The sequence below is a fragment of the Streptomyces sp. NPDC051913 genome (assembly GCF_044593635.1).
Taxonomy (GTDB): domain Bacteria; phylum Actinomycetota; class Actinomycetes; order Streptomycetales; family Streptomycetaceae; genus Streptomyces.
In genome coordinates, this window is sequence record NZ_JBIUCI010000001.1 from 560,814 (window position 1) to 576,504 (window position 15,691).

Consider the following 15,691-nt stretch of genomic DNA (forward strand, 5'->3'; position numbering starts at 1 on the left):
TCATGACGCCCGCACGCCCCCTCCCGCTCACCGACGCCCCCCAACTGGGACTTCGTGAGCGGAAGAAGATCAAGACCAGGACGGCGATCCGCGACGCGACGTACGCCCTCATCGAGGAGCAGGGCTACGAGACGACCACGATCGAGCAGATCGCCGACCGCGCCGAGGTGTCGCCGTCCACGGTCTTCCGCTACTTCCCCACCAAGGAGGACATCGTCCTCACGGACGAGTACGACCCGGTGATGCTGGAGGAGCTGCGGACCCGGCCCGTGGACGAGCCCTGGATGGACTCCGTGCGGCACATCATGCACAAGGCCATCGACGTCTCCGACGAGATGGTCCGGATCACCCGTGTGCGCGCCCATCTGATGGTCCAGGTCCCCGCCGTGCGCGCCCGGATGATGGAGAGCATGTCCGTCACCGGCAGACTGCTGTCGCAGGCGGTCGCGGAACGCACCGGCCGGGACCCGGACGACCTGGAGGTGCGGGTCTACACGATGTCCCTGATCGGCGGCCTCTCGGAGATCTACCAGTACTGGGCGGAGAACGACATGGAGGAGGACCTGCACACACTCCTCGAACGCGCCCTGACCGTCCTGGACCACGGCCTCCCCACGAAAAACAGCTGAGCCCGGCTCCCTCGCCCGTGACATCCTGACCGGGTGAACGGACCGGAGATCCACCTCGAAGTCGCCCCTGAACTGGCCCTGTTCGTCCCGCACGGACGCCGGTCCGGAGCCACCCCGGTGACCACCGACGGCGTCTCCACCCTCGGCCATGTCGTCGAGTCCCTCGGCGTCCCACTGCCCGAGGCCGGGTCGCTGGTGGTCAACGGCCGGGAGGTACCCACCTCGTACGTCCCCGTGGCGGGCGACCAGGTGGAGGTACGGCCCGTCGCCCGGCCCCAGCAGGTCCCCGGTGCCCCGCTCCGCTTCCTCCTCGACGTCCACCTCGGCACCCTCGCCCGCCGCCTGCGCCTGCTCGGCGTGGACACGGCGTACGAGTCGACGGACCTCGGCGACCCCGCCCTCGCCGCGCTCTCCGCCGCCGAGCGACGCGTCATGCTCAGCCGCGACCGGGGGCTGCTGCGGCGCCGCGAGCTGTGGGCCGGCGCCTACGTCTACAGCACCCGCCCCGAGGAGCAGCTCCATGACATCCTCGACCGCTTCCGCCCCGAGCTGCGCCCCTGGACCCGCTGCACCGCCTGCAACGGCCTGCTGAAGGAGGCCACGAAGGACGAGGTGGCGGACCAGCTGGCGAGCGGCACGCACCGGTCCTACGACGTCTTCGCGCAGTGCGCGCAGTGCGGGCGGGCGTACTGGAAGGGCGCGCACCACGACCAGCTGGAGGCCATCGTGGAGCGCGCCCTCGACGAATTCCCTAACGCTTCCTGACGTCCGCCTTTCCGCAGGCGATGCCGTCCTTGTTCCGGTCCAGGCCCAGCGGGTCGTCCTTGCCGTTGACCTTCAGACGGCCGTAGTCGTTCTTCTTCAGCCAGGTGCAGCGAGCCGCCGCCGTCGCCTTCACCTCCTTCGGGAACGCCGTCGGCACGCAGACGTTGAGCGAGCCGTAGTGGCGGTCACAGCCGGAGACGGTCGGGCTGACCTTCTGCGAGGTGCGCTTCTTGCCCGGCCCGGTGACCTTGCCGGAGAGGTCGTCGGCGAAGGCGTGGACGTGGGCCGAGGCGTCCGTGGCGCTCAGCGCCGCGGGGCCCTGCAAGTGCACCCACTTCGCGACCGACGGCACGCCGTTGGCGTCCACCGCGAACAGCATGTACCAGCCGGGGGGCGCCAGGTTGGGGTTGCTCGTCACGTTCAGGTCGACGTTGTCGCCGTCCACCGCGAGCGGCAGGTCCACGAACCGCTGGTTGGGGTCGGAGGAGTGCGTCACCGCGGCGGGACGGATCAACTCGGCCTTGGCGATGGGCCGGTCAACGGTGATGCGCTGGGTGTCGCCGTAGGTCCACTCGGTGTCGATGACCGAAGTGATCGACGGACGCGGGCCCTTGAGGAGATAGGGCGGGGTGTAGATCGACACGTTGTGGTTCCAGGTGCCGTTGCCCGGGTTGTCGCCGGTCGCCATGACCCGGCCGTCCGGCAGGAGGAACGCGGAGGAGTGGTAGCCACGCGCCTCGGGGTCGGCGGCCACCGGGTCGAAGGTGCCGGTGTCGGGATCGTAGAGCGAGGACTCGTGGACGGGGTTGGCCCGGTTGTGCAGACCGCCGCCCGTCTCCAGCACCTTGCCGTCGGGCAGCAGCACGGCGGAGACGTACATCTTGCCCTGGTTGCCGGTCTCCGGCTGCGGGCCGTTGCCGAGGTCGACGGTGCCCTGCGGGAGCGGCGGGCCGGCGACGTACGCCGGGTTGGGCTGCTTGAGGTCGATGACGTCGGTCAGCCGGTTCGCCTCCGGGTTGGAGTCGATGTTGCCGCCGCCGAGGGTGAGGACCTTCTGGTCCTGCGCCGGGGGCAGCAGCACGCTCGCGGACTGGTCGCGCTCGTCCTTGTTCTGGAGGCCGGGAACCTGGGTGATCGTGTTGGCGCCGTAGTCGTAGATCGCGCTGCCGGTGCCCGGGATGTTGTTGCCGAAGACATGGCTGCCCGAGTAGAAGAGGCGGCCGTCCTGCATCAGGATCATCGACGGGTACAGGCCCCAGTACGACCAGGTCTGGTTGACCTTCCACAGCGGCTGCCACTGCTGCTCCGCCTGGGAGAACAGCTCGGCGGTCACCGACCCGGTCGAGTCCTCGCGCAGCCCGCCGAAGGAGATGACGTCACCGTTGCCGAGGACGGTCGCCGACGGGTACCAGTGGCCGTCGTTCATGTCGTTCGTCTTGCTGTACGTCTCGGTGACCGGGTCGAAGACGTACGAGTCCTTGAACCCCTCGTAGCCGTGCCCGCCGACGACCGGATACGCCTTGTTGCCGCTCATCACGAGCACGCGCCCGTCCTGGAGCTGGACGTGCCCGGCGCAGAACATGTCCTTCGGGGTCGGGATGACCTTGTAGGCGCCGGTGGCCGGGTCGTAGACGGCCGAGGTGAAGGTCCCCGCGTCGAACTGCTCCTCGCTGTTCCCGGAACCCGCGATCAGCAGCACCTTGCCGTTGTTGAGGACGACGGAGTGCATGGAGCGCACCGGGTTCTGCGTGGGCAGCACGTCCCAGCGGCCGTTGGCGCACTGGTCGGCCGTGCCGGTGCACTGCGCCGGCGGGACCGGGTCGGCGACCTGCTCCATGGTGTAGTCGTCGGTGGTCGCGGAGCCGGTGCCGTAGACGGAGACGCCCCAGGTGATCCGGTCGGTGCCGGTGGGCACTTCGGGGGTGCGGACGCTCGCCTGCGTCCAACTGCCGGCCATCTCCAGGGTCTTCAGGTCCGTCCAGTACTGCCAGCCGGCGGTGGTGTCGTGCCGGAAGAGGGTGACGGCGGTGTCCGGGGTCGTCGACTTGTACCAGAGGCTCAGGTCGTACTGCTTGCCCGGCGTCACCACCGGCGCGCACGCGGCCGACTCGGTGATCAGGGCCTTGCGGTCGCCCTCGACACGGCGGGTGAGCTCGACCTTCATCGCCTTGGTGCCGGAATGGGCGTCGGCGGTAGTACTGAAGGTGAAGTCGTTGTCCCCCCATCCCGACTTCTCCCAGCAGTACGGCATGTCGCCGCCGGCGGTCTCGAAGCCGGGGTTCTTGATGAGGTTGGCGGCGGAGGCGGGCTGCGGGGTGGCGAGGAGGAGACCGGCGGTGAGGGCGGTCACCCCCAACAGGGCTTGTCTGCGGCGGTTCTTCATGTGGTGCGGCTCCTACGGCGTGGGAGATAGACCAGCGCTTCGGTCCCGGCGAAGCGCAGGACGAACGTGATGACGAGGGCCAGGGCCGTGGCGGGCAGCGCCGCCAGCCCGAAGTGCGTGACCAGCAGCGCGATCAGCGGAATCCGCAGCACCAGGTCCGCGTTGGCGAGCAGCGCGAACCGGACCGTGCGGTCGGCCCAGTGCCGGTGGCGGCGCCGGTCGCGGAAGAGCACCTTCTCGATGAGGAGGAAGTTCCAGGCCACGCCGAACTGGTTGGCCACGATCTCGGCGGGGAGGTAGTGCAGGCCCGCGTGGGTGAGCGCCCACAGGGCGGCCAGGTTGGGCACGAAACCGGTGAGACCGATCAGCCCGAACACCACCATGCGGGCCAGCGGGGTCGCCGTGCGCAGTCCGGCGAGGTGCCGCAGGAAGCGGCGCCCCTCCTCGGCCGTGGACTTGGACTCGCCCGCGAACCGCTCCTGGAACACGAACGGCACCTCGGTGACCGCGCGCGGCCGGCTCCGCACCGCCAGTTCCAGCAGGATCTTGTAGCCGAGCGGCTTCAGGGCCTCCGCGGCGATGTCGCTGCGCCGGATCGCGAAGAAGCCGCTCATCGGATCGCTGATGCCGTGCAGCCTGCGGGGAAAGAGGGACTTGGTCAGCCAGGTCGCCCCGCGGGAGACGGCGACGCGGTAGCTGCCCGCGAGCCCGGCCCGGCTGCCGCCCTTGATGTAGCGGGAGGCGACGACGAGCCCGGCGTTCGCCCGCTGTCCGGTGGCCACCAACTCCGGTACCAGGGAGGGCGGATGCTGGCAGTCGCCGTCCATGACGACGATCCAGTCCGACCCCGCCGCCTTCATCCCCTCCACGACCGCCCCGCCGAGCCCGCCGACCGGCTCGTCCCGGTGCAGGACGGTCACCGGGAAGGGGCAGTCCTTCGCGGTCCCGCGGATCACCTCGGGGGTGTCGTCGGTGGAGTCGTCCACGAAGACGACCTCGCAGGGCAGCCGGGCGGGCACGGACGCGGTGATCTGGTGCAGGAGTTCACGGATGTTGGCCGACTCGTTGTACGTCGGTACGACGATGGTGACGGCGGCGGGCTCCGGGACCTCGGAGGCCGTCAGGTCCGGTACGGGCGCGGTGTACTCATGGCTCATCGGACGCCTCCAGGGGCGGTCTGTACCTGCCGGATCTCGATCCGGTCCGCGCCGGTGCCGAAGACGGCGACGGGCGTCGAGTGCTGAACGGCGGCCCTGACGTTGGGCAGGTCGACCGCGTCGCGCCGTACGGTCGGCGAGGCCACGACGTAGTCGAGGTCCCTCCAGCCGCGCGGCATCGTCTTCGTGACCGCCGGGTCGAGGTCGGCCTTGTAGAACCAGATGGCGCCGAGCCCGGGCCGGTACCCGGAGTGCACCAGGTCCAGCCAGAGCGCGTCGTCGACGAGTACCCGCGTCCTGTCCGGTGCGGCCACCTCGGTCGCCAGCCACTTCGCGGCGGCCCGGTAGGGGGCGTTGGCGTCGGCGGTCAGGGCGGTGCGGTCACCGTCGTACCAGCGGGGTACGACGTACCCGCAGGCCGCGACGGCGAGGACGACGGCGATGCCGTAACGGCCCACCCAGCGTGACCTGTTGAGGACGGCGTGCGCGATCGAGGCGGTGCCGCCGGCGAGGACGAGGGCGAGGAACGGCAGCGCCTGGATGATGTACATCGCGGGCAGATAGCCGCTGGGCCGCATGGCGACCAGGGCGAGGATGCCCACGGCCAGCGAGGGGCCGGCGAGCGCGCGGGCGGTGACGGACCAGCGCCAGGTGGCCAGGAGCAGGAGCGCGCCCGCGAGTCCGCCGAGGGGCAGGACCCGGTCGTAGTAGAGCCAGGACGTGAGCACCCCGTGCGAGCCGGAGCCGGCGTCGAGGATGAAGCCCGAACCGGGCCTGGTCATCTGGTACTTGACCCCGTCCCACAGCGAGACATGTCCGCTGCCGGGCAGCAGCTCGCCCTTCAGGAGGGCGAAGAGGGGGTACGACAGGCCGATCAGCGCGCAGGCGGTGATCGCGCCGGTCAGGGCGAACTTGCGGGTCTCGCGGTGGCTGTGCCGCCACATGGTGACGAAGACCGCCGGGAGGACGAAGAGCATCGTCTCCTTGGTCAGCACGGCCGTCGCCGCCGCGATGCCCGCGCCGAAGTGGTGCCAGAGGTGGCGGCTCGGGGAGGCGGCCAGCGTGAACGCCACCAGGGTCCACATGACCGCGAGGTTGTCGAGGAAGATCTCGCGCTGGAGGACGACGGAGAGCGGCGAGAGCCCGAACAGGGCCATGCCGAGCCCGGCCGCCCAGCGGGGCAGGGAGAGCCGGCGCCCGAGGACGTACACGAGGACCGCGCTGATGCCGCTGATCAGCAGCATCATGACCCGCATCGAGCCGACGGTCATCGAGTCGGGGCTCAGCAGCTTCGGTATCCAGGTGAGCAGCGCGAGCTGGATCCAGCCGAGCGGCGGATGGTCGTACCAGTAGGTGTAATGAGCGAGGCCCTTGCCCTCCTGGACGGCCCAGGCCTGGGCGAGGTAGGTGCCCTCGTCGTCGCTGAGGGTCGGGTAGTCGGCGATGTTCCAGCCCTGGACGACGAGGATCGCGAGGAGGAGGGCACCGCAGAGGAGGAGATCGGGTCGTTTCGACGGGGTCGTTCGGCTGGTCGAACGCGCTTGAGGCGCAGGCTGCCGCTGCGCGGGGACCTCAGGAGCGGTCACCGCGGGAAGGGTGGAGGTCACGCAGGGACGTCCTCTCGGATTACCGCTGTGGTGTTCAGATGGGCGCCGACGTGACTGGTCAACTCCCATTCGGTCCGGCCACGTTGCTCACGCCAGACGGCGCGGATCGCGGCCCCGGCGAGGAGGACCTGGTAGAAGGGGCCGCCCGCGATCAGCTTGAGGTAGTGCACGAAGCGCACCCGCAGTCCGTACTGCTTGCCGAAGTCGTGCAGTCCGACGAGCTCGAAGACGAAGGTGACGAGCGCGGTGACGGCCGGCAGGAAGGTGATGAAGGCGATCCCGACGGGCACGTCGAGGAAGAGGGCGACGGCCGCGTTGAGCGGGATGATCACTCCGGAGAAGGCCTGGAGGAACGGTGTCATCAGGGTGTACCGGGCGAGCAGCCGCTGCCCGAAGCCCGGGAGCTGCTTCCAGTCCTTCTTCCGGTAGACCTGGAGGAAGCCCTGGTTCCAGCGGGTGCGCTGCTTGAGCAGGGACATCAGCGATCCCGGGGTCTCCTCCCGCGTCACCATGTCGGAGTCGTAGGCGACGACGACCTTCTTGCCGACGGACGACAGCCGCACCCCCAGGTCGCAGTCCTCGGCGAGGCAGTCGGGATCCCAGCCACCGGCCTCCTTGAGGGTGCCGGTGCGCACGAAGACGGTGTTGCCGCCGAGCGGGATGAACCCCTTCTGCGCGTGCAGGTGCAGCCGGGAGCGGAACCAGAAGAAATACTCCAGGCAGTTGCGCAGGGAGTACCAGCTGGAGTGGAAGTTGATGAGCTGGACGCCGCCCTGCACGACGTCCGCCCCGGTGGTCCTGAAGGCGTGGTCGACATGGGCGAGGAGCTCCGGATGGACCTGGTCCTCGGCGTCGAAGACCCCGACGACATCGCCGCGGCAGTGCGGCAGCGCCGTGTTCATCGCCTTCGGCTTGTTCTTCTTCTCGTGGGTGTCGACCACGACCCGGACGCGCGGATCACGCTCGGCGGCCGCCTCGGCGACCGCCGTGGTCTCCGGGTCGTCGTGCCCGACGATGACGATGATCTCGAAGTCGGTGTGGCTGGACTCCAGCAGCCGCTGGATGGTGTGGTCGAGTACGGCCTGCTCGTGCCGCGCGGGCAGCAGCAGCGAGAACGAGACGTGTTCGCCCCCGTCCGGTCTGCTGAACCGGGTGGAGGCGAGCACCTCGGGCGTACGCCACGCGTGCATCTGCCACCACAGCGTGAACGCCGCCATCCAGAACAGGGCCAGTGAAACGGCAGCGATGAGCACAGACGTCAGCAAAGATCCCCCCAGATCCTGAAAACCCCCGGTCACGGCAGGCCTGTTGCTCCTGCCGCGCCACTGTGGAGAGGTTATGGGCGATCTGTGAAGCGCTGGAGATCCTCCGATAAATACTGTGTTTCGTCAGGGTGTGGTGACTTCACCCGTTCAGCGATGATCGAAGCCGTTCGACCTCGGTCGTCGGTGCGTCACAGGTGAAGTTACGGCAGACATACGCGGCCGGTTCACCGCCGACGAGCGGCCGGTCGGCCAGCAACGGCAGCTCGTCACTCCCGACGACCCCCACGGCGACGACGGCACCGGGAGCGGTGCCGAGAAGTGCCGCTCGATGCAGGGCCTTTGTGGCCGGGTGACCCATCTCCGGCCCCACGACCGCCACCTCCCGCGGCCCGTCCAGCAGCGCCTCCGCGACCGCGAGCCCCCACCCGATGAACCGCGGCACCCTCGGCCCGAGCGCCTTCACCACGCCCAACGCCCGTTCCGCGGCGGTGCGATGGGGCTCGGACCCGGTCTGCGCGGCATAGCTCAGCAGCGCGCCCGCGGCGGCGGTCCAGCCGGACGGCACGGCGTTGTCGGTCGGATCCTGAGGCCGCCGGATGAGCTGCTCCGCATCGGAGGCGGTGTCGAACAGCGCCCCCGACTCAGGGTCCACGAACCGCGCGAGCACATGGTCGAGCAGGAACCCGGCGAACTCCAGCCACACCCCCTCCCCCGTCACGGACGTGAGCGCGAGGAACCCCTCCGCGACATCCGCGTAGTCCTCCAACACCCCGGCGTTGGCGCCGACATGACCGTCCTTGCTGGTCCGGGCAAGCCGCGCCTGCTGGTCCAGATGGAGCCGTACGAGGAGATCGGCGGCGGCGACGGCGGCCTCGACCAGGTCGGGCCGGTCGAAGTAGGCGCCGGTCTCGGCGAGCGCGGCGATCGCGAGCCCGTTCCAGGCGGCGACGACCTTGTCGTCCCGCCCGGGAGCGGGCCGCTCGGCACGGGCGGCGAGCAGCCGCCGCTTGACGGACTCGACCTTCTCGGCGTCGAAGACCCCTTCGTGCTGCGGCAGTTGCAGCACCGAGGCCCCTTCCTCGAAGGTCCCCTCCTCGGTCACCCCGAAGTACTGCGCGGCGAGCTCGGCATCCTCCTCGCCCAACACCTCGACGAGCTGCGCGGGCGTCCACACGTAGTACGCCCCCTCGACATGCTTCCCGCTCCCGTCATCACTGTCGGCGTCGAGCGCGGACGCGAACCCGCCCTCGGCGGTCCGCAGCTCCCGCACCATGAAGTCGGCGGTCTCCAGCGCGACACGACGGGCGAGCTCGGAGCCGGTGGCCCGCCAGAGATGAGCGTAGACACGGCACAGAAGAGCATTGTCATAGAGCATCTTCTCGAAGTGGGGCACGACCCACTCCCGATCGACGGAGTACCGCGCGAACCCGCCCCCCAGCTGGTCGTAGATCCCGCCCCGCGCCATCCGCTCACACGTGTCCGCCGCCATCTGCAAGGCGCCCTCGGCCCCGGTCCGGGCATGATGCCGCAGCAGGAACTCCACGACCATGGACGGCGGAAACTTGGGCGCCCCGCCGAATCCCCCGCGTTGCGGGTCGTACTCCCGCGTCAGCCCGAGCAGCGCCCCCGCCAGCTCCTCCTCGCCGGGCGCCTGCGCGTCGCCGTACGAGATCTCCCGCCCGGCCAGGTCCCGCACGATCTTCTCCGCCACCTCGGCGACCTCGTCCCGCCGGTCCGTCCACGCCCCGCGCACCCCCTCCAGCACCTGCCGGAACGACGGCATCCCGTGCCGGGGCGCGGGCGGGAAGTAGGTACCGAAGTAGAAGGGCTCGGCGTCCGGCGTGAGAAACACGGTCATCGGCCACCCACCCTGCCCGGTGGCGGCCTGCACGGCCTCCATGTAGACGGCGTCGACGTCGGGGCGTTCTTCGCGGTCGACCTTGATGTTGACGAAGTGGGCGTTGAGGTAGTCGGCGGTCTCCTGGTCCTCGAAGGACTCGTGCGCCATCACATGGCACCAGTGGCAACTGGAGTACCCGACGCTGAGCAGCACGGGTTTGCCGCTCTTGCGCGCCTCCTCGAAGGCCTCGCCGGACCACGGCCACCAGTCGACGGGGTTGTCCGCGTGCTGGAGGAGGTAGGGGGACGTCTCTTGGGCCAGTCGGTTCGGCATGAGGTCCATCCTGCCGCAGTACCCCGGCCCTCACGCGGCAGGCGTGTCGCAGAAGGTGATCCTCCGGCCCTCTCCCCACAGCGCCCCGTCGGCAGCACACTTGACCAAGAACACCGTTGTCGTCGGAGGGGGACGAGACATGCGGGACAGCCATCGGGTGGAGGCCGAGCGGCTGGTGGCCCGGGCCGTGGAGGAGGAGGTGCGGCGGTCGGGCGGGCGCATCGACGGGGGTGTGCTGCTGTCACGGGCGCGCGGCGCACTGGACGCCATGGCCGAGACGGCCACCGAGGAGTACGAGGCGTATACGCGCGCGCTGGACGAGGCGGCGGCCGGGCAGCTGACGTTCGGGCAGCGGTACGCGCAGGAGGGCGGCGGAACTCCGTTGCTGGTGGCCGGGGTTGCCGCGACGGCGGCCGTCGTCGCCGACCTGGTGCTGGGGACCGGCGCGGGGACGGCCCTCGGTGCCGGGGTGACCGTCGGGGTGGTGGGGGCGGCGGCGACCGTGGTGAAGGTCGCCGGGTCGCATCTGCCGGCCGCGCACCACCAGGCGGGCGCGGCGAGTCAGCCGGGCGGGCCCGAGCAGCTCAGGCTGTCGTGGCTGACCGCCCTCGAGGTGCGGGGCATCAGGCCGTTCCTGGACCAGCAGCGGGTGCGGAGCGCGTCGACCGGGCCGAAGAAGACGGGGCCGCGGCTGAAGGGCGCCGACAAGAGCGCGGCGGCCCGCGGGCGGAACGTGCTGGAGCAGTCGTTCGGCCAACTCCCGGAGCCGGTCGCCGCGTTCGCGGGCCGGCGGCAGGAGGTGGGCCGGATCAGACACTGGGTGCAGTCGGCGCGGGCGAGCACGGAGACCCGGCCGACGGTGGTGGTGCTGCACGGTCCGTCCGGCAGCGGCCGTTCGACGCTCGCGCTGCATGCCGCGCACGATCTGCGGGACCACTTCCGCGGCGCGTGCGTGGTGGACCTGCGCGGTGACAGCCCGGAGGAGCCCCCGCTGCCCACCCGTGACGCGCTGCTGCATCTGCTGAACCGGCTCGGCGCGCCCCGCGAGCAGCTGCTGTTCCGGGAGCGTTCCTCCCCCGACCAGCAGGTCAAGCGGCTGAGCGAGCTGTACCACCAGCATCTGACGGGCCTACCGGTGACGGTCGTCCTGGACGACGCCTCGGACCCCGAGCAGGTCCGCACGCTCGTCCCCGAGCGCTCCGACAGCCTGGTCCTGGTCACCAGCCGGGTCCCGCTGAAGCTGCCCGCCGATCTTCCGGCCTGGGTGCACCACCTCCCGGTGGAGGCGCTGGATCCGGCCGGCGGAGAGGAGTTGCTCGCCGCGTCCGCGCAGGACAAGACAGCGCCCTACGACGCCGAGTCCGCCGACCGGATCAGGGAACTGTGCGGCGGTCTGCCGCTCGCGCTGCGCATCGCGGGTTCGTCCCTGGGTCCGCGTTCACCGCGTCAACTGGCCTCTGACCTGGGCGCGTACGGCCCGGTGGAGCCGATCGAGCGGGTGCTGTGGCTGCGTTACACCGACCAGTCGGAACCGGCCCGCCGACTGCTGCGCCGACTGGCGCTGGCGGGCCGGGCCTCCCTGGGCGCGGCGGCCGCCGCGGCGCTGCTCGCCACGGACCAGGCGGAGGCGACCCGGCAGCTCGTCGCGCTCTCCCGCGCGGGTCTGCTCGACCAGGTCCGCGGTGACCGCTACCGCCTGCACGACCTGGTCCGCGCCTTCGCCCAGGCCCGTCTTCTGGACGAGGAGGAACCGGCGGAGCGTACGGCGGCGCAGGAACGTCTCATCGTGAACTACGCCGAGCTCGCCGACTCGGTGCTGCGCCTGGTCGACGGCAACATGTCGACCCGCTCGGACCGTTTCTCCCCGCACGGCTTCACCTCGCTGGACGAGGCGCTGCGCTGGCTGGACGACGAGTCGAGCTTCATCACCTCGACGCTGCGGCACGCGGAGGGCGTGAACCAGGCGGCGGTGCTGAACCTCCTGGGCGCGCTGTGCGACTACTGCCTGCTGCGCGGCGACCTCTACCGCCTGGGTGAGATCAGCGAGCTGGCGCAGGCGGTCGACCAGGGTCTCCTGGTCCGTTCCGTGCAGTGGCGCACGGGTATCGCCGCCCGTCAGCTGGGCGAGCTGGACAAGGCGCGCACGACCCTCACCTCTGTGGTGGACCTCTACATGGAGGCCCACCACGACGCGGGCGCCGCACGAGCCCTCTGCTCCCTCGGCATCACCCTGCACCACCAGGGCAACCTGACGGAGGCGGCGGCCCGGCTGCACGAGGCCCTGGACCTCCAGGCGGCCCCCGAGCTGGCCACGGACCGGGCCTGGACGATGCACGCTCTGGCGGCCGTGGAACGCGACCGGGCCCATCTGACCGAGGCCATGGACCTGCTCACCCAGTCCCTGGTCCTGCACCACGCGGGCGAGTCCGTGCACGGCGAGGCGTGGGCCCACTTCCAGCTCGGCCAGCTGGCCCTGCGCATGGGCGACGTACCGCGAGCCGAACGGGAACTGCGCACGGCCCTGGATCTCTACGGCCGCACCCGCGACGCCCGCGGCGAGGCCTGGGCCCTGACCCAGCTGGCCCGCGCCCGGCTCGTCGCCGGCGACCCCTCGCCGGCGGTGGACGGACTGCGCCAGGCGGCGTCCCGGCATCGCGAGAACGAGGACGCGCGCGGTGAGGCCTGGTCCGTCTACTACCTGGGCCAGGCCCTGGAGGAGACCGGCAACCTGGACCTGGCGGTGCGCGAGCTGGAACGCTCCCGGACGATGTTCTCCCGCATCCGTGACGTCTACGGCCTGGCCTGTGCCCGGCACCACTCGGCGCGCGTCACGAGGGACCAGCGCGCGGCCCAGACCGGCTCTCTCCGCAATTCCGGCTTCGCCCGTCAGCTCCTCGTCGACGCGCGCGCGGACTTCCAGCGGATCGGCGTCGCCCACGGCGAGGCGTGGACCTGTCTGGAGCTGGCCGTGGTGGACGCGGGCAACGCCCGCACCCCGCAGGCGCTCGCCCTGTGCGACGAGGCGATCGGCCTGTTCACCTCGTACGGCGACCGCCGCGGCGAGGACTGGGCCCGCTTCCTGCGCTGCACCCTGCTCCCCTACGCGGCCCCGGGCGGCATGGAGATCGGCACGGCGGTCGCGCAGGAGGAGCTGTCCCAGCTGTCCCGGGGCGGCCATCCGTCCCGGGACGAGAAGCTCGACGACTACGTCGAGGCGTATCTGCTCCTGCTGGAGCGGGGGGTGAGCCTGGAGTCCGGCTGGCAGGCATGGCGGCTGGGCATGGTCCCGAACCGGCATGCGCGGGAGGTCATGGGGGTGGCGGTGGCGGCCAGGAACTGACCGCCACCCCGCCGGACCGCGGTCAGCTCTGGCCGGGCTTGGCCGAGGCCGTCTCGGACGCGGTCTCGGCCTCCGGGTCCGGGGTCTCCTTGAAGTCGACCTTCCCCAGCTGCCGGCTCATCGACTTCATCAGGCCCCACACCGCCAGGGCCATCACCGCGAAGACGATGAAGCCGAGGACGCCGGGGGTGACCTTGTTCTCGTCCACCTCCTTGGCGAGGGGGACGAGATGCGTCATTGCCAGGCTCACGCTTGCGCTCATGTCAGGCATTGTCCCGGATGCCCGCGAAGAGGTCGTCCTCGGGGAGGGAGGTATCGACGAGGGACTTCGCGAGTTCGTACTCCTCCGTCGGCCAGACCTCCTTCTGGATCTCCATCGGGACCTTGAACCAGCCGCCGTCGGGGTCGATCTGCGTGGCGTGCGCGATCAGCGCCTTGTCGCGGATCTCGTAGTACTCGGCGCACGGGATGTGCGTGGTCAGCGTGCGCTCGGCGCGCTCGATCTCGCTCCAGCGCTTGAGCCACTCCCCGTACGGCGACTCCAGACCGCGGTCCAGCATCGCCTGGTGCAGCGCCTCGGTGCGGGGACGGTTGAAGCCCTGGTTGTAGTAGAGCTTCTGCGCCTGGTAGGCGGGGCCGAACTCGGCCTCCGGGTACTTCTCGGTGTCCGCCGCGCCCTCGAACGCCACCATCGAGATCTTGTGGGTCATGATGTGGTCGGGGTGCGGGTAGCCGCCGTTCTCGTCGTACGTGGTGATCACCTGGGGACGGAACGCGCGGATCTTGCGGACCAGCTCGCCGGCCGCCTTGTCGACGTCCTCCAGGGCGAAGCAGCCCTCGGGGAGCGGCGGCAGCGGGTCGCCCTCGGGCAGACCGGAGTCGACGAAGCCGAGCCACTCCTGCTTCACGCCGAGGATCTCGCGGGCCTCGTCCATCTCCTTCTTGCGTACCTCGTGGATGTGCTCCTCGATGTACCTGTCTCCCTGCAGCTTCGGATTGAGGATGGAGCCGCGCTCCCCTCCCGTGCAGGTCACGACCAGCACGTCCACCCCCTCGGACACGTACTTCGCCATGGTGGCCGCGCCCTTGCTCGACTCGTCGTCGGGGTGCGCGTGAACGGCCATCAGTCGCAGCTGGTCAGTCAAGACTCAATCCTCAGTAAGTCGGCGCCCCGGTGTCTTCGGGTGCGATCGGCGCTTCTATAGTGACCGAATCGGAGGGCGAATAATTCCGGGGTCAGGACGAGGCCCGGTATCCGTCCGGTTTCTGCCGAGAGGACGATCATGAGCGCGTCGACCACGCGACTGCCCGAGGGCCGTTACGGCCGTTCCTCGGACGAGCGCGCCGACCACAAGCTCAGGATCGCAGCCGTCGTCCTCGGGGCCCTGCTGGTCGCGATGATGGGTTACTTCGCCTGGCACTACGTCGCCAAGAACGAGATCAGCGCCGAAGTGATCACCTTCGAACCGCAGCAGGACGCGGTGCAGGTGCATCTGGAGGTCCGCAAGGACGCCGGCGCCAGCGGCTACTGCACGATCCGCTCCCAGGCGGAGAACGGCGCCGAGGTCGGCCGGGCCGACTTCCGCTTCTCCGGGGACGCCACCCGCATCGACAAGGTCGTCACGCTCCGTACGACGTCCCAGGGCACCACCGCCGAGCTCCTGGGCTGTCACGCCGACTGAGTTCATCTGCATTACGTACTGGCTGACCTGCGTTGACGTGAATCTGGTGGGTTATGTCCTCCCCCTTGGGCCGTTGAATTGTTAGGCTCGTGGTTTCGCCCTTCCGTGAAGGAACATTCTTCTGGGTAGGGCGATGCTTTGTATTCCCAGTACCTACGAGGAGCACCTGTGACCCAGACCAGCGAAGACGTCACCTGGCTTACGCAGGAGGCGTACACCAAGCTCAAGGAAGAGCTGGCGTACCTGTCTGGTCCCGCGCGCGAGGAAGTCACCGCGAAGATCGCGGCAGCGCGCGAGGAGGGCGACCTGCGCGAGAACGGCGGGTACCACGCGGCCAAGGAAGAGCAGGGCAAGCAGGAGCTCCGCATCCGCCAGCTGACCCAGCTCCTGGAGAAGGCCAAGGTCGGCGAGGCCCCGACGTCCGCCGACGGCACGGTCGCGCCCGGCATGGTCGTCACGATCGCCTTCGACGGCGACGAGGACGACACGATGACCTTCCTGCTCGCCTCCCGCGAGTACGCCAGCTCCGACATCGAGACCTACTCGCCGCAGTCCCCGCTGGGCTCCGGCGTGATCGGCCACAAGGTCGGCGAGGACGCGGAGTACGAGCTGCCCAACGGCAAGAAGGCGTCCGTGAAGATCCTCACGGCCGAGCCCTACAGCGGCTGATCCGTTCGCTTCGACGAGCCC

Annotated in this window: 12 protein-coding genes; 5 read left to right on the forward strand and 7 right to left on the reverse strand. The window is 70.1% G+C overall.

The window, feature by feature from the left end:
* Nucleotides 1-2: 2 nt before the first annotated feature.
* Together ACIHIX_RS02600 and ACIHIX_RS02605 are read left to right on the forward strand one after the other, a co-directional pair.
* Nucleotides 3-629, forward strand: a complete 627-nt coding sequence (locus ACIHIX_RS02600) for a TetR/AcrR family transcriptional regulator (RefSeq protein ID WP_399948928.1) — start codon at nucleotides 3-5, stop codon at nucleotides 627-629.
* A 33-nt stretch (nucleotides 630-662) separates the two neighbouring features.
* A complete protein-coding gene (locus tag ACIHIX_RS02605) occupies nucleotides 663-1,394 on the forward strand; it encodes a Mut7-C RNAse domain-containing protein (RefSeq protein WP_399948929.1) in 732 nt (243 codons plus the stop codon).
* Here ACIHIX_RS02605 and ACIHIX_RS02610 read toward each other — a convergent pair.
* The 5 genes from ACIHIX_RS02610 to ACIHIX_RS02630 all read right to left on the reverse strand — a co-directional run bounded on the left by ACIHIX_RS02610 (nucleotide 1,381) and on the right by ACIHIX_RS02630 (nucleotide 9,979).
* Complete coding sequence (locus tag ACIHIX_RS02610; protein ID WP_399948931.1) at nucleotides 1,381-3,777, reverse strand: galactose oxidase-like domain-containing protein; 2,397 nt, start codon at nucleotides 3,775-3,777, stop codon at nucleotides 1,381-1,383. The two genes, ACIHIX_RS02605 and ACIHIX_RS02610, sit on opposite strands and share 14 nt — an antisense overlap.
* Nucleotides 3,774-4,934 carry a glycosyltransferase gene (locus tag ACIHIX_RS02615; protein WP_399948933.1) on the reverse strand — a complete coding sequence of 387 codons (1,161 nt, stop codon included), beginning with the start codon at nucleotides 4,932-4,934 and terminating at the stop codon, nucleotides 3,774-3,776. Before ACIHIX_RS02615 ends, ACIHIX_RS02610 begins: the two co-directional genes overlap by 4 nt.
* Nucleotides 4,931-6,541: an ArnT family glycosyltransferase gene (locus ACIHIX_RS02620; RefSeq protein ID WP_399948935.1), complete on the reverse strand. Its 1,611-nt coding sequence runs from the start codon at nucleotides 6,539-6,541 to the stop codon at nucleotides 4,931-4,933. Before ACIHIX_RS02620 ends, ACIHIX_RS02615 begins: the two co-directional genes overlap by 4 nt.
* A complete protein-coding gene (locus ACIHIX_RS02625; RefSeq protein ID WP_399948937.1) occupies nucleotides 6,538-7,806 on the reverse strand; it encodes a glycosyltransferase in 1,269 nt (422 codons plus the stop codon). Before ACIHIX_RS02625 ends, ACIHIX_RS02620 begins: the two co-directional genes overlap by 4 nt.
* 139 nt (nucleotides 7,807-7,945) lie before the next feature.
* Nucleotides 7,946-9,979 carry a thioredoxin domain-containing protein gene (locus ACIHIX_RS02630; protein ID WP_399948939.1) on the reverse strand — a complete coding sequence of 678 codons (2,034 nt, stop codon included), beginning with the start codon at nucleotides 9,977-9,979 and terminating at the stop codon, nucleotides 7,946-7,948.
* A gap of 139 nt (nucleotides 9,980-10,118) precedes the next feature.
* On the opposite strand from ACIHIX_RS02630, the gene ACIHIX_RS02635 reads away from it, so the two are divergent.
* Nucleotides 10,119-13,319 carry a tetratricopeptide repeat protein gene (locus ACIHIX_RS02635; RefSeq protein ID WP_399948941.1) on the forward strand — a complete coding sequence of 1,067 codons (3,201 nt, stop codon included), beginning with the start codon at nucleotides 10,119-10,121 and terminating at the stop codon, nucleotides 13,317-13,319.
* Nucleotides 13,320-13,341: 22 nt separating this feature from the next.
* On the opposite strand, the gene ACIHIX_RS02640 is transcribed toward ACIHIX_RS02635, so the two are convergent.
* Nucleotides 13,342-13,590 carry a hypothetical protein gene (locus ACIHIX_RS02640; protein ID WP_399948943.1) on the reverse strand — a complete coding sequence of 83 codons (249 nt, stop codon included), beginning with the start codon at nucleotides 13,588-13,590 and terminating at the stop codon, nucleotides 13,342-13,344.
* Nucleotides 13,583-14,464 (reverse strand): mycothiol conjugate amidase Mca, encoded by an 882-nt coding sequence (gene mca / locus ACIHIX_RS02645; protein ID WP_399948945.1) that lies wholly within the window; start codon nucleotides 14,462-14,464, stop codon nucleotides 13,583-13,585. The genes ACIHIX_RS02640 and mca overlap by 8 nt, the downstream gene beginning before the upstream one ends.
* A gap of 138 nt (nucleotides 14,465-14,602) precedes the next feature.
* Here mca and ACIHIX_RS02650 point away from each other — a divergent pair, with 138 nt between their 5' ends.
* Both ACIHIX_RS02650 and greA read left to right on the forward strand, forming a co-directional pair.
* Nucleotides 14,603-15,001 (forward strand): DUF4307 domain-containing protein, encoded by a 399-nt coding sequence (locus ACIHIX_RS02650; RefSeq protein ID WP_399948947.1) that lies wholly within the window; start codon nucleotides 14,603-14,605, stop codon nucleotides 14,999-15,001.
* Nucleotides 15,002-15,169: 168 nt separating this feature from the next.
* Nucleotides 15,170-15,670 (forward strand): transcription elongation factor GreA, encoded by a 501-nt coding sequence (greA, locus tag ACIHIX_RS02655; protein WP_399948949.1) that lies wholly within the window; start codon nucleotides 15,170-15,172, stop codon nucleotides 15,668-15,670.
* Nucleotides 15,671-15,691 lie beyond the last annotated feature (21 nt).

Bases quoted from the DNA above. Each gene is read 5' to 3' on its own strand.
- ACIHIX_RS02600 (WP_399948928.1), top strand. From the start codon at position 3: ATGACGCCCGCACGCCCCCTCCCGCTCACCGACGCCCCCCAACTGGGA.
- ACIHIX_RS02650 (WP_399948947.1), top strand. From the start codon at position 14,603: ATGAGCGCGTCGACCACGCGACTGCCCGAGGGCCGTTACGGCCGTTCC.
- ACIHIX_RS02615 (WP_399948933.1), bottom strand. From the start codon at position 4,934: ATGAGCCATGAGTACACCGCGCCCGTACCGGACCTGACGGCCTCCGAG.
- ACIHIX_RS02610 (WP_399948931.1), bottom strand. From the start codon at position 3,777: ATGAAGAACCGCCGCAGACAAGCCCTGTTGGGGGTGACCGCCCTCACC.
- ACIHIX_RS02635 (WP_399948941.1), top strand. From the start codon at position 10,119: ATGCGGGACAGCCATCGGGTGGAGGCCGAGCGGCTGGTGGCCCGGGCC.
- ACIHIX_RS02630 (WP_399948939.1), bottom strand. From the start codon at position 9,979: ATGCCGAACCGACTGGCCCAAGAGACGTCCCCCTACCTCCTCCAGCAC.
- ACIHIX_RS02640 (WP_399948943.1), bottom strand. From the start codon at position 13,590: ATGCCTGACATGAGCGCAAGCGTGAGCCTGGCAATGACGCATCTCGTC.